The following is a 13,635-nucleotide window of genomic DNA, read 5'->3' on the forward strand; positions in this document are numbered from 1 at the left end:
ATTGTAATCCATTCTGCAACGAAGTGCTAATTTTTTTATGATTTATTTCTTCATATTAAAAATAAAAAGTAGCTCTAAAGAGCTACTTTTTATTTTACTTCTATTGTTTCTTCTTTATGTTCATGCAATTCGCCTTTTCTTACATGTACTTTCACTTTGTAAGCACCGTTCTCTTTGAAAGTATGTTTCGTTTCATACTCTCCTTTATTTCCTTCTTTCGCTGGAATAAATTCGTGTTTTTCAACACCATCTTTCCAAATCTCTAGTTGTACTTCAGCACCAGTTAATGCTTCTTCTTTTTGCTTTAAATGAACTTTCATTGTAGATTCAGCATTTGCCTTTATGTCTCCAGCCATAAGATGGATCATTGTGTCACTTTTATGATCTCCATGTCCTGCACTGTGATCACTATTTTCTTTTTTTGCATCTTCTACTTTCGCATTTCCTACAGCAACTTTTACTTCTGGCATAACGTGCATTTCACGTGCATTTGTGTGAGCGATAATATGGTATACTCCATCCGTTTCGAATGTTTTCTCTACTGCATAAACACCTTTTCCTTTATGCTTACCATCTAACATCTCGTGTTTTTCGTCGCCATCTTTCCAAATTTCAAACTTTACATCATCGGCATCCGTTACTTTTTCTTTCCCTTGTGTAACAAGTGCTTGTACTTCTGTTTTTTCACCTGGTTTAATTTCTTTCGGATTTGTTTGTACTGCTACTTTTACAGCTTCAAGTTTCTGTTCTTTTTTCGGTTCTTCTTTGTTTGTATTACAGCCAGCCAACGCTAGCATCGCGATAAATAAAGTTATAATCAGTTTTTTCATCATCATTTCCTCCTTTATACTTTATTTAGTATAGAGGAAATACATTGTAATATTCCAGTCTTCTGCTGAAAACAATATACGAAATGTTTGTGAAGTTTCTGTGAAGCGGTCTTCCCCTCTTAATCTATGAAAAAAGAGCATAGTAACTATGCTCTCGGATGAAACTGTTTATATACATCTTTTAATCTAGTTTTTGAAACGTGCGTATAGATTTGAGTCGTTGAAATATCTGCATGTCCAAGCATTTCTTGTACAGCACGTAAATCTGCTCCATTTTCTAATAAGTGCGTAGCAAACGAGTGACGCAACGTATGAGGTGTAAGCTCTTTTTCAATATTTGCTTCTTTCGCTAATCGTTTTAATATTTTCCAAAATCCTTGTCTTGATAAACGATTACCATGATGGTTTAAAAAGAGTGCATCTACTACTTTTTTCCCCATTAATTCTCTTCTTCCTTTTTCAATATACTTTTGAATCGCTTCCGTTGCTAAACTTCCTAGTGGAATAATTCTTTCTTTATTCCCTTTCCCTATGCAACGAACAAATCCCATCGTTAAATGTACATCTTCTAAATTGAGTGCAATCAATTCTGAAACACGAAGTCCTGTCGCATACAGTAACTCTAGCATCGCCTTATCACGAATCCCAAAAGCACTTGTCATTTTTGGTGTTTGAAGTAACGCCTCTACTTCATCAACTGATAATACTTTTGGTAATTTCCGTTCCCCTTGTGGCGTTTCAATATGTACGGATGGGTCGTGTTCTACCGCTCGTTCACGAAGTAAAAATTGGTGGAACGAACGAATTGATGCGATATGACGCGCCAATGTTTTCGAAGATTTTCCGTTCTCTTTTAAATACTGCAAAAAATTAACAATATGTAAACGGGTCACTTCATGAAAAGTTTTCGTCTGTTCCACATTTTGCAAATACTTTACGTAGCTTTTTAAATCCCGTTCATAAGATACTACTGTATTCTTTGCTAATCCTTTTTCGACAACCATATAATGAATAAAATCTTTTAATTGATCTTCCACTCTACACTACTCCCCATTTTCATAGAAAAACATCATTCTATTTACGAAAGCATCCTTTGCCGGTTCTTCATTCCCTGATACTTTTTCTACAGTCTCTTCTTTAGGTTTTTCATAACGATGATAGCTTTCATATTCTTCATTTATCCATAGTATAGCGAAATAAAACAAAATCGTACAACTTGTAAATAATAAAAATACTTTTATTCCATCAAAAGTTAATTTTAAAGCTCGGCGCATTGTAAATTCCTCCAAAATATAAGTTATTACAACATATGCCAAGCTTTCACCAATTTATACCTTATTCAAATAAAAAACCTCTTCCTAGATAAATAGGAAAAGGTTATTTTTCATCCGTTTCATTTTCTTGACAATTTTTACAAATCCCATGGAATGTTAAACGATGATCTTTCACCTTAAAGCTCCAGTCTCGTTCTACTTTCCTTTCCACTTCACCAAGTAAATCTTCTTGTATTTCTTGTACAGCACCACATTGTGTACAAATCAAATGATGGTGGAAACGCTGCGCACCTTCTTGGCGTAAGTCATAGCGTGAAACACCGTCTCCGAAGTTAATCTTATCGACAACTTTTAACTCAGATAATAGTTCTAAAGTTCGATAGACGGTTGCTAATCCGATCTCTGGCGACTTTTCTTTTACAAGGAGGTAAACATCTTCTGCGCTTAAATGATCTTCTTCATTTTCTAGCAGCACACGAACTGTTGCTTCACGTTGCGGTGTTAATTTGTAGCTCGCTGCATGTAATTGCTTCTTAATTCGTTCAATTCTTTCTTCCATTCGGTACTACTCCCTCCTCGCCACTCTTACACCATTATATCAGAAGAAGGGCTTCTGTCAAAAGAAAAAAACAATAAAAACAAATTGATAATTATTCTCAAAAAGTATTTATTTTTTATTAATAGCCTCAACGACTTCTTTCATTAAAACTGGTGATGCGTAAGCCTCCACACTAGAAGCAAGTGCTAACACCACTCCAATTACGAGAAAGAAGCATGTATAACGGATTAATAATGGTAATAGTGGCTCGGTTATTTTTCTAATAAATTGATGCCTAATCATCCGTAAAGAAAAACTTGCAGCAATAGTTGTCATAACGAGAAAGACTGGAATGATAATTAAATTTTGTGGCAAAACAGATACAAATGCTAATAATAGTCCATTCCATCCATGCTGACTTACTAAAAAACCAACTGTAAATCCAACGACAACTCCTTTTACAAATAATAAAATAAAAATAAGTGGTAATCCAATAATTGAAATCCCTAAAATCCAAATAAATCCGATGTATTTTAATTGCGAAAAGTAACTTTCTCGAAACATTTCGCCCGCAATGGCAAATTCTCCTTTAGAGACTTGTCCAAAAAAACGTTGTAAGTAAAATGATAAATCTTGTTTTTGATTGATTTGTAAACTATTCACCAGAATAGCTCCGAATATTACTCCCATCAATAATAAAACGGCGTTAAATATATATAATGAAGAGTTTTCCTGTATGTGAGACATTACACGGTCTTGCCAATTTTTTCGCCACATTTTTCTTCCCTCCGTTCACACTCTTATTAAAAATGTATGAAAGAAAGAAAAAAGTATGACGAATTAACATTGAAATTCCGCTCTACTTTGCTAAACTAAAAAGTAGAGAATAGGAGGGATTTCTCTTGAAACCATTATTATTAGATTTTCCAACATTATTTCAAACTGAACGCTTGCAAGTTCGTAAACCATTTCCAGGTGATGGTGCAGAAGTATATGAAGCAATCCAAGCTTCTCTAGAAGACTTAGTACCGTGGATACCAATTAACGCTGAAACAGAAGAGAGTGCTGAAGAAATTGTTCGCGAAGCTCACGGACAGTTTTTACTTCGTGAAACACTTGATTTTCACTTATACGATAAAGTATCTGGTACATTCATCGGAGCAATTACACTAAAGCCTGAAAACTGGGATATTCCAAAGTTTTCACTTCACTTCTGGCTACATAGTGCCTATACAAAACAAGGCTATATGACCGAAGCTGTTAAAGGTGCAATTCAGTTCGCCTTTGATAAACTAGGCGCTAGAAGAATTGAAATTCGTACTGATGCAACAAATATAAATGCATGTAGCTTAGCAGAACGTCTAGAATTCATTCTAGAAGGTACAATGGAAAATGATTTCCTAGCACCAGATGGTAGCTTACGTGATGCACGTGTATATGCAAAAATCAATTAAAAAACACTCGCCTTTGGCGAGTGTTTATTTTTGTAGTTGTAAATATTGTACTGCAAACATCGTCTTCGCATCATGAATACGAAGATCTTTCATAAGAGTAATCGCTTCTTCTAACGATACTTCCATTAATTCCACAAACTCATCTTCATCTAACTCAGCTTTATTTTCTTTTTTTGTCAAACCTGTCGCTTTATATACATATAAAATTTCATCTGCGAATCCTGGAGATGTATAAAAAGAAGTAATGAGCTCCATATTTTCACATACATATCCTGTTTCCTCTTCTAATTCACGAACTGCTGTTACCTCAGGTTTTTCACCAGGTTCTAACTTACCAGCTGGAATTTCTATAATCGCCTTTTCAAGCGCTTTACGATACTGCTCAACAAGCACAATTTTCCCCTCATCAGTAATAGCAATAATAGCAACTGCACCAGGGTGATTTACAATTTCACGTTTACTCATTGCTCCATTTGGTAATACTACATCATCAACACGAACTTTTATAACTCTACCATCAAAAATCGGCTCAGTTTTTACTGTTCTCTCTGCAAGATTACTCATACTACTTCATCTCCCTGTTCTATTTCCTATTCTTTCCTCATACATTTTACCACATTGAAAGGAGCGTGATAGAAATGAAAGTTTATATTTTACCAAATCGCGTCACTTTAGTCGGAAAAGCATGGCAAATTCGCCATAAGCTAAAGCAATATAGCAAAGAGTATACAACTGTACAAGAGTGGATTACAGCAAATAAAGTGAAACATTAATCATGCTTTTACGGGCAGTTAATGCGAAACGAAAAGTAAACGTTTGTCAACCTCTTTTCCCTCTCGTACAATAAAGGTAAGGAGGTTGACCTATGAAAAAACGTCAATTAGGAAACTCAGATTTGTTTGTTACAGAAATGGGCCTTGGCTGTATGTCTCTCGGTACATCTGAAACAGAAGCTATGCGTATTATCGATGAAGCAATCGATTTAGGAATTAATTTTTTTGATACAGCAGATTTATATGATTACGGATTAAATGAAGAATTTGTTGGAAAAGCCTTGAAGGGAAGAAGAGACCAAATTGTTCTTACAACGAAAGTTGGAAATCGTTGGACAGAAGAAAAAAATGGCTGGTCTTGGGATCCTTCTAAAGCTTACATAAAAACTGAAGTAAAGGAAAGTTTACGTAGACTTCAAACTGATTATATTGATCTTTACCAACTTCATGGCGGAACGACTGAAGATCCAATAGATGAAACAATTGAAGCTTTTGAAGAATTGAAAAAGGAAGGTATTATTCGCCATTACGGTATTTCTTCTATACGCCCAAATGTCGTTCGTGAGTATGCAAAACGCTCAAACATCGTTAGTGTACTAATGGAATATAGCCTTTTAAATCGTCGTCCAGAAGAATGGTTCCCCCTTCTGAATGAACACCAAATTAGCGTCATTGCCCGCGGACCACTTGCAAAAGGAATTTTAACTGACAACAATGCAAAAAAAATAGAAAGAGTAAAGGAAAAGGATTATCTCTCTTATTCTTACGATGAATTACATACAACTCTAGCGAGTGTAAAAGAAACGATTGGAGAACGCTCTTTAACAGGAACAGCTATTCAATATTGCTTACATAGTAAGACTGTTGCAGCTGTTATACCCGGTGCAAGCTCGCTTCAACAATTACAGGAAAATATACGAGCTAGCCAACAGTTACCTTTAACGAAAGAAGAATATATACAACTTCAAAAGATTGTTAAATATGACACATATGCTTTGCATCGTTAAAAATATCGAATTACCGATAAACAGAAGACTGTCTCCAGTATTAGGAGACAGTCTTTTTTATAACGTATCATATTTATCAGGATTCGTTCCTACATGTAAATCACGATTCAACGTGTTAATTTGACGTATCTCTTCTTCAGTTAGTGCAAAATCAAAAATAGTAAAGTTTTCTTCAATACGAGATGGTGTAACAGATTTAGGAATTGTAACAATTCCGCTTTGAATATCCCACCTTAATATAACTTGTGCAGGTGTTTTTTCATATTTGTTAGCAATAGCCTGAATGATTGGATGCTGGAATACTTCTCCGCCCCTCATTAACGGACTCCATGCTTCCATTTGAATTTGCTCATCTTGACAATAATTGCGCAACTCAAATTGCGTCAACATCGGATGAAGTTCCACTTGGTTTACCATCGGCTTCACTTTGCAATTTGGTAATAATAGTTCTAAATGATGTTTATGAAAATTAGAAACACCAATCGCGCGCACTTTACCTTCTTCATACAATTTCTCCAAAGCTCGGTACGTATCAACATACTTCCCTCTTACCGGCCAATGTATTAAATATAAATCTACATAGTCCATTTGTAATTTTTTCAAACTCTTTTCAAACGCCTCGAGTGTCTCCTCATATCCTTGATCGTCGTTCCATACTTTTGTTGTTATAAATATATCTTCTCTTGGAATTCCTGATTCACGTATCGCCTCTCCGACACCGCTTTCATTTTCATATACAGTTGCTGTATCAATCGAACGGTATCCAACTTCTAACGCTGTTTTTACTGCTTGCTTTACTTCGTCTCCTTCTTTCGCTTTATATACGCCTAGACCAATCATCGGCATTTTCACGCCATTATGAAGTGTAGTTGTTGGAATATGCACAGTCGTCTCCCTTTCATTGTTACATTTTTTATAAGCCACAACTTTATTTCAACAAGATTCATCCCAAAAGTCAAAACATACGTACAGTTTACATAACACTTTTATATAGCTAAAAAATAACGTGAACTCATTCATTTAAGTTATTTTCTCTCCATTCTTTCGCTTTTTCATCCACATTGCGCACAAACTCATTTTTCCCTTCCGTATATAACGTGCCATCATATGTATACTTTTCGGCTAATTCTCTCTTTAAGGTTGCATATGCCTCTGCTTCTTCACAATGAGCCATCATATAATCACGAAACGCTAAATGCCTTACAATCTCTGGATTTCCTTTTTCAAACACGTGTAAATGATACGAACGTTTTTCTTCAGTTCCATGAATAAAATATCGGCGTCTTGAAATACCATTTTCCCCTTTTACGATGTAACCAAGCTCTATAAATCGTTCATTCCACCCATCTACTCTTTCGATATTTTCTACTTCCATGATCATATCAATAATAGGTTTAGCTGCCAGTCCGGGCACTGACGTACTTCCAATATGATGAATTTTCACCGTTTCTGGCATCGCTGTTTTTAATCTTTCAGCCTCCATTTGAAATTTTTCACTCCAATGGTTTTCATGTGGAACAACGATAATTTTTCTCATTCTAACTCCCCTTTTCTTACAAGCTCGTCAAAAAATGATCAGTGAAATACCACTGATCATTTTTTATTATTTAAAGTCTTTCCAAGTAAGGTTACTTTCACTTAGCAGTTCTTCAAATGATTTATTCTTTTCACGTTCTTTTTGTTCTTGGCGCTTTCTTTCCAGTTCAGCTGCCTCTTTTTCCTCTTCCCTCACTTGCAACTCTTTCTTCTTACTCTTTAATTGTTGCATGAGTGAATCATTTAATTGATCGCCTAATGTAAGTGTTTCTTTCTTCGGTTGATTCACTTGTGATTGTCTTTGTATTTGTCTTTGTTTCTTTTTCTTCATGCTACTCACCTTTTACTTTTTTCTCCATTATAGTAGATACACGATGAAATCGACAATAAAAAAAGGTCTTCACTCTATTATTCACTTTTTGTAAATATGTTAATTTTTCGAAAATACTAAATTTTTATGTAGCTATAATCCTATGAATCTATTAAAATTATGTCGTATGATGTCAGATTATAAAAAAAGGAGAATTATATTATGTGGAAAAAAATTATTCCTGCCGTTGCTGTTTTAAGCACCATTACTTTTTCAAGCGTATTTGCCGCTCCCCCATCTCAGAATCCAGCTGAACAAAACCGCTACATAGACGTACAAATGCTTGGTATTAATGATTTCCATGGACAACTAGATACTGTTAAAAAAATCAATAATAAAGAAGCTGGTGGCGCTGATTACTTAGCTACTTATTTAAAAGAACGTAAAAAACAAAACCCTAATACACTTCTCGTACATGCTGGTGATATCGTCGGAGCTAGTCCACCAGTTTCAGCATTATTACAAGATGAACCGACAATTGAATTTTTAAATGACTTAAAATTTGATGTCGGTACAATCGGAAACCATGAATTTGATGAAGGTATTGATGAAATGCAACGCCTCATTTACGGTGGATATCATGAAAAAACAGGGAATTTCAAAGGGGCTAACTTCCCCTATGTAGCTGCTAACTTCTACAACAAATCAACTGGCCGCTTATTTTTACCACCGTTTACTGTAAAAATGGTAGATGGTGTTCCTGTAGGATTCATTGGGGTTGTTACAACTGATACACCAAATGTCGTTATGCCTACGATGCTTAACAATGTACAAATTACTGATGAAGTAGAAGCAATTAATAAATCAACACAACAATTAAAACGTCTCGGCGTTAAATCTATCGTCGTTCTTGCTCATGTCGGTGGAACAACCGATGAGTCTGGGGTAACAAATGGCGATCTTACTCGAATTGCAAATGAAACAGACCCAGAAGTTGATGTTATTTTCGGTGGACATAGTCATACGTATGTAAATGGTACAGTAAATAATAAACTAATTGTCCAAGCAAATTCATACGGAACGGCTTTCTCAGACGTGGATGTAACAATTGATCGTAAAACAAAGGATATTGTAAAGAAAAAAGCTGAAGTTGTTACAACCTATCATGAAGGTGTAGAACCTGATAAACAAGTAAAGAAAAAACTAGATCAATATAAAGAAAAAATTGCACCACTTGTAAATGAAGTAGTCGGAAAATCTACAGCACCTATCGACCGCAAACAAAATGATGCTGGTGAGTCCACTCTTGGAAATTTAGTTGCCGATGCTCAGCGTCAAACGATGCAAACTCAAATCGCCCTCATGAATCCTGGTGGCATTCGTAATGACTTAGATGCTGGTGATATTACGTGGGGTGAGTTATACGGCATTCAACCTTTTGGAAATCAATTAATTAAAGTAGATTTAACAGGTCAAGACATTCGCGATATTTTAAATCAGCAATGGCAAAAAGGAACAACAAGAATGCTTCAAATTTCAGGTATTCAATATACGTGGGATGCAAATAAACCAAACGGTGAAAAAGTTACAAATATACGTTTAACAAACGGAGAAGAATTATCTCCATCTAAAATGTATAGCGTAGTTGCAAATGCCTTCTTAGCTTCTGGCGGTGACGGATTCGTATCATTTAAAAATGGTAAAAATGCAGAAACTGGTCCAAACGACTTTGAAGCGTTAGTCGATTACGTAAAACAATTAAAAGAACCAATTCAGCCAGTTATTGATGGAAGAATTCAAAAAGTAAATTAAGTGTTTCTCTAATAATAAATTTCATTTTTCACGCCATAAAGGATTTATACTGATCCTCTATTTTATACGTAATATACATCATAAAAAGGATACTCGTTCTTCCAATGAACATAGTATCCTTTTCTTTAGTTATCAAAATGTGATGTTTTGTCAACTTCATATTGCTGTAAAAATTGGTGCAACGCCTCTTCTACAAGTTTAGATTTTTGAATTCCTTTCGATTCTGATATAAGGTCCAATTGTGATAATATTTCTGTATTAATAGAAAAGGTTCGTCTCTTCTTCTCTGTACTTTTACTCATAATTGGTACAATTACTTCTTCTCTTTTTCTTAATAATTCATAAATGCTTTGTAATTGCTCATAAATTAACAATTGATAATCTGTTTTCTCATATTGAAGGGCGGTCGCTTCTTGGAGTTGTAAGTGACGTGGTTCTTCTCCATCTCCTACAAAAATACGTTTCTTCTGCTCTCCATCATATTCGTATCCAATCAATCTTAATTTCTTCGATAATGTATACGGGCTTATTTCAAGACGTTTTGCTATAATAGCGATGGGTTCACGTCTATTTAAACCATCTATAATTTCTCCAATCGTCACAATTTCCCTCCTCCCGTGTTGAAATGACACTAGTATGGTATGTTACAATGATTTTCTAACAGTATATGCAAAATGAATAGCCTGTGCGATTCATACGATTTCACAAAAGGAGGTTTTCAATATGCTTTTTCGTAGCTACACCCCTCAGTTCTATAATGAAAACAAACAACTCATTCCTAACAGTATCGCTACGATAGAAAGCGTTATGATTAATAATCGAAAACAAACTCTCCTTATGCGTGGACAAAACGTAGAGCAACCTATTTTATTATGCTGTCACGGCGGACCTGGGATGGCACAAATCGGATTTATTCGCCATTTTCAAAAAGAATTAGAGAAGCAATTTATTGTTATTAATTGGGATCAGCGCGGGGCTGGTAAATCCTTTTCACTGAAAGATTTCGGAGCAAATTTCACAATCGAACAATTCGTTTCCGATGCAAAAGAAGTGATTCAATATGTACTTAAAAGGTTCAACAAACAAAAACTATTTCTCGCTGGTCATTCTTGGGGAAGTATTATTGGGCTTAACATAGCACATCAATATCCAAAGTATATTGAGGCTTACATCGGTATTGGGCAAATTGTACATATGAAACAAAATGAAGAATTGCTATATCAACATTTAATTCGTTCTGCAAAAAAACATAATCATAAAAAAGCATTAGCTTCCCTTTTAAAATTAGGAAAGCCACCATTTTTAGATACGAGACGTCTCATTATTCAAAGAAAGTGGCTTGGCACATTCGGAGGCGCAATCCAAAATGGATCTTCCTTTTCTTTCATACGAAAAGGTTTCTTTTCTCCTGAGTACACGCTATTAGATTGGTTCAAGTTTCTCGCAGGAAATTTAAAATCTGGCGTTTTATGGGAAGAAATGCTGACAATCGATTTCTTTTCTTCTATCTCAAGTTTATCTATTCCAGTTTATTTTTGTTCTGGTCGCTATGATTATCAAACTCCTTATGCACTCGTTCAGGAATATTGCGATATTATTGAAGCGCCTATAAAAAAGATGATTTGGTTCCCAAACTCAGCACATTCTCCTGATCTAGAAGAACCAGAATTATTCGCCAATTCTTTGCAATCAATTAAACAAGAGCTAGCTTTTCAGCATTAGTCACAAAAGGCTCTTTTACATTTCATAGAAAACATTTTATAATAATATGTCGCAAGTATGTATAAACATAGCAAAATGTTTCATATGTACTTGTCTTAACAGAATAAAAATTTAGGGAGATTACATTTATTATGAACGCTGTACTCGTCGCAGTAGCAATTATGCTATTGCTTAGTTTGTTACGTGTCCAGGTCATTGTCGCCATCATTGTTGGAGCTTTAACAGGCGGACTTATCGGCGGACTCGGTATTTCAGAAACGATTAACACTTTTACAACTGGTCTTGGAAACAGTGCTCCAATCGCTTTAAGTTATGCAATGCTTGGTGGTTTCGCTATTTCCCTTTCCAAAACAGGACTTCCAGATGCTATGATTCAAACTGCATTAAAATGGATTGGCAATGAACAAGACACGAAAAAACAAGTTTATTCTAAGGTACTTATTTTATTCATTATTTTAATGATGGCTTGTTTCTCACAAAATGTGATTCCTGTTCACATTGCTTTCATCCCCATCTTAATTCCAGCACTTTTAAAAGTATTAACTGAGCTGAAAGTGGATCGCAGACTTGTCACATGTATTATTACATTTGGATTGATTACTCCTTATATGTGGATCCCTGCAGGGTTCGGAAAAATTTATCATGACGTATTGCAAACCAACGCTGCGCAAAGCGGTCTTACATTTGATGTCGCACTTATTCCAAAAGCAATGACTATTCCAGCAATCGGTATGATTATTGGATTATGTGTAGCGGTATTCATTACGTACCGAAAACCTCGTACGTATGAAACAGAACAAATTCATACTACCGAAAATGAAATCGTTCCCTATACAAAACGTAGCATTACTTTCGGGTTATTATCTATCATTGCTACATTAACTGTTCAATTAACAACAGAATCAATGATTTTCGGTGCTTTAGCAGGTATTATCGTCTTATCAGTTAGTGGCAGTCTACCACTTAAAGAAGCAGATGCGATATTAACAAGCGGAATGCGTATGATGTCCTTTATTGGCTTTGTTATGATTGCTGCCGCTGGATTCGGCGCTGTTCTTCGAAAAACAGGACATGTTGAATCTCTAGTGCAAACGAGTGCACATATAATCGGAAATAACAAACCACTCGCTGCATTTCTTATGCTCGTTATTGGACTTCTCGTTACGATGGGAATTGGTTCATCCTTTTCAACCATCCCTATCTTAACAACCATTTTTGTACCTCTTTGCATTCAGCTTGGATTTAGTCCAATGGCCACAATTGCAATTATCGGTACAGCCGGAGCACTAGGTGACGCAGGATCTCCAGCATCGGATAGTACCCTTGGACCAACATCCGGTTTAAATGCTGATGGTCAGCACCATCATATATGGGATACATGTGTACCCACTTTTCTACATTACAATATACCGTTACTTATATTTGGCTTTATTGCCGCAATTACATTATAAAAAGGTGCGTATAAAACGCACCTTTTACTTTTTTATTTTTCCTTTTAATTGTTGAAAAGCTACTTTTCCGTTATCTTTGACATAGTTTTCAATTGTCGGTAGTGATGAACCTATCCATTCACACTCTATACTCCCATTCGGTCCAACAATTTTTAATTTATCTGGTATATGTATATTTAGAAATCTCGCTGACCGAATTAACTCAATAGCAATCTGATCACTTGAGGCTACAATTCCATCTACATACGGATTGTTTTGCAATAATGTAATAAATTGTTTATTTGTATACCCTTGTACACATTCTTCTCGATAAGAGATTCCTTCATCCCAAACAGCGTCTAAAAACCCTGCTATATGATCTTCCATTTCTGCACTTTCTTCTCCCTCACCGAAATATGCAAGAAAGTGACACCCTTTCTCTTTTAATACAGAAACAGCTCTCTGTCCACTTTCATAATAATTTCCATGTGATTGTTGCTCATCGATCACAACAAACGGAAATGGAATTTTTCCTACACTTTTAAAAACTGCTCTTGTCAAAATAACACCTGCAATGTTATTTTGCTTCAGCATATGTATGTATCTATCTTTATTCTCTATATTACAAATAATGATTTGATAACCTTCTTTATATGCTATTTCCTCAATACAATGTAGCAAAGTGATGTTTGATTGGTTACATAAATTATCTACAAGTAATGCAATTATCGTTGAATCCTCTTTAAATAGTGGCTTCGCTGCACTGTTTGGCCTATAACGTAATTCTTCAATTGCTTCCTTTACTTGTTTTACTGTGTCCTCATGAACGTATCCTTTTTCATTAATAACTCGTGAAACGGTTGCGACTGAAACACCTGCCAATTTTGCAACATCACGTATAGTTGCCACATCGTCACCCCTTAATATGGTAATAGATTACAATTTTACG

The 13,635-nt window shown here is 35.3% G+C and carries 17 protein-coding genes; 6 read left to right on the plus strand and 11 right to left on the minus strand.

Going from position 1 to position 13,635, the window contains the following annotated elements; translation table 11 throughout:
- Nucleotides 1-89: 89 nt before the first annotated feature.
- From ABWK52_RS14770 to spoIIM, 5 genes are all read right to left on the minus strand, one after another.
- The gene (locus tag ABWK52_RS14770; RefSeq protein ID WP_000733456.1) at nt 90-830 is read right to left on the minus strand and encodes a FixH family protein; all 741 of its coding nucleotides are present in this window, start codon (nt 828-830) and stop codon (nt 90-92) included.
- A 146-nt stretch (nt 831-976) separates the two neighbouring features.
- On the minus strand, nt 977-1,867 hold the full coding sequence (gene xerD / locus ABWK52_RS14775; protein ID WP_000390088.1) for a site-specific tyrosine recombinase XerD: 891 nt from the start codon (nt 1,865-1,867) through the stop codon (nt 977-979).
- A 6-nt stretch (nt 1,868-1,873) separates the two neighbouring features.
- Entirely contained in the window at nt 1,874-2,104 is a 231-nt protein-coding gene (locus tag ABWK52_RS14780) for a YqzK family protein (RefSeq protein ID WP_001250432.1), read from the minus strand.
- Nucleotides 2,105-2,207: 103 nt separating this feature from the next.
- The gene (gene fur / locus ABWK52_RS14785; protein ID WP_000392657.1) at nt 2,208-2,663 is read right to left on the minus strand and encodes a ferric iron uptake transcriptional regulator; all 456 of its coding nucleotides are present in this window, start codon (nt 2,661-2,663) and stop codon (nt 2,208-2,210) included.
- A 108-nt stretch (nt 2,664-2,771) separates the two neighbouring features.
- Nucleotides 2,772-3,389 carry a stage II sporulation protein M gene (gene spoIIM / locus ABWK52_RS14790; protein WP_013142149.1) on the minus strand — a complete coding sequence of 206 codons (618 nt, stop codon included), beginning with the start codon at nt 3,387-3,389 and terminating at the stop codon, nt 2,772-2,774.
- A 155-nt stretch (nt 3,390-3,544) separates the two neighbouring features.
- On the opposite strand from spoIIM, the gene ABWK52_RS14795 reads away from it, so the two are divergent.
- Nucleotides 3,545-4,096, plus strand: coding sequence for a GNAT family N-acetyltransferase (locus ABWK52_RS14795; protein WP_000803479.1), 552 nt, complete (start codon nt 3,545-3,547; stop codon nt 4,094-4,096).
- Between the two features lie 24 nt (nt 4,097-4,120).
- On the opposite strand, the gene ABWK52_RS14800 is transcribed toward ABWK52_RS14795, so the two are convergent.
- Nucleotides 4,121-4,660: an NUDIX hydrolase gene (locus tag ABWK52_RS14800; RefSeq protein ID WP_000067041.1), complete on the minus strand. Its 540-nt coding sequence runs from the start codon at nt 4,658-4,660 to the stop codon at nt 4,121-4,123.
- Between the two features lie 74 nt (nt 4,661-4,734).
- Between ABWK52_RS14800 and mciZ the strand changes: the two genes are divergently transcribed.
- Nucleotides 4,735-4,869 (plus strand): Z-ring formation inhibitor MciZ, encoded by a 135-nt coding sequence (gene mciZ / locus ABWK52_RS14805; protein ID WP_000870302.1) that lies wholly within the window; start codon nt 4,735-4,737, stop codon nt 4,867-4,869.
- Between the two features lie 92 nt (nt 4,870-4,961).
- Nucleotides 4,962-5,876 (plus strand): aldo/keto reductase, encoded by a 915-nt coding sequence (locus ABWK52_RS14810; protein ID WP_000747227.1) that lies wholly within the window; start codon nt 4,962-4,964, stop codon nt 5,874-5,876.
- A gap of 57 nt (nt 5,877-5,933) precedes the next feature.
- Here the strand turns inward: ABWK52_RS14810 and ABWK52_RS14815 are convergent, their stop codons facing one another.
- From ABWK52_RS14815 to ABWK52_RS14825, 3 genes are all read right to left on the minus strand, one after another.
- A complete protein-coding gene (locus ABWK52_RS14815; RefSeq protein WP_000547991.1) occupies nt 5,934-6,761 on the minus strand; it encodes an aldo/keto reductase in 828 nt (275 codons plus the stop codon).
- Between the two features lie 127 nt (nt 6,762-6,888).
- Nucleotides 6,889-7,413, minus strand: coding sequence for a GrpB family protein (locus tag ABWK52_RS14820; protein ID WP_001226445.1), 525 nt, complete (start codon nt 7,411-7,413; stop codon nt 6,889-6,891).
- A 66-nt stretch (nt 7,414-7,479) separates the two neighbouring features.
- Nucleotides 7,480-7,743 carry a YqkE family protein gene (locus ABWK52_RS14825; RefSeq protein ID WP_000727548.1) on the minus strand — a complete coding sequence of 88 codons (264 nt, stop codon included), beginning with the start codon at nt 7,741-7,743 and terminating at the stop codon, nt 7,480-7,482.
- A gap of 201 nt (nt 7,744-7,944) precedes the next feature.
- On the opposite strand from ABWK52_RS14825, the gene ABWK52_RS14830 reads away from it, so the two are divergent.
- On the plus strand, nt 7,945-9,534 hold the full coding sequence (locus ABWK52_RS14830; protein ID WP_000265548.1) for a bifunctional metallophosphatase/5'-nucleotidase: 1,590 nt from the start codon (nt 7,945-7,947) through the stop codon (nt 9,532-9,534).
- Between the two features lie 125 nt (nt 9,535-9,659).
- Here ABWK52_RS14830 and ABWK52_RS14835 read toward each other — a convergent pair whose 3' ends face one another.
- A complete protein-coding gene (locus tag ABWK52_RS14835; RefSeq protein WP_000151926.1) occupies nt 9,660-10,136 on the minus strand; it encodes a ribbon-helix-helix domain-containing protein in 477 nt (158 codons plus the stop codon).
- Between the two features lie 121 nt (nt 10,137-10,257).
- Between ABWK52_RS14835 and ABWK52_RS14840 the strand changes: the two genes are divergently transcribed.
- Complete coding sequence (locus tag ABWK52_RS14840) at nt 10,258-11,256, plus strand: alpha/beta fold hydrolase (protein WP_000898967.1); 999 nt, start codon at nt 10,258-10,260, stop codon at nt 11,254-11,256.
- Nucleotides 11,257-11,387: 131 nt separating this feature from the next.
- Entirely contained in the window at nt 11,388-12,707 is a 1,320-nt protein-coding gene (locus ABWK52_RS14845; RefSeq protein ID WP_000994819.1) for a Na+/H+ antiporter family protein, read from the plus strand.
- 24 nt (nt 12,708-12,731) lie between these two features.
- Here ABWK52_RS14845 and ABWK52_RS14850 read toward each other — a convergent pair whose 3' ends face one another.
- A complete protein-coding gene (locus ABWK52_RS14850) occupies nt 12,732-13,595 on the minus strand; it encodes a LacI family DNA-binding transcriptional regulator (protein WP_000201341.1) in 864 nt (287 codons plus the stop codon).
- Between the last annotated feature and the right edge of the window lie 40 nt (nt 13,596-13,635).

This window comes from Bacillus sp. AP50 (genome assembly GCF_040492675.1).
Lineage (GTDB): Bacteria > Bacillota > Bacilli > Bacillales > Bacillaceae_G > Bacillus_A > Bacillus_A cereus.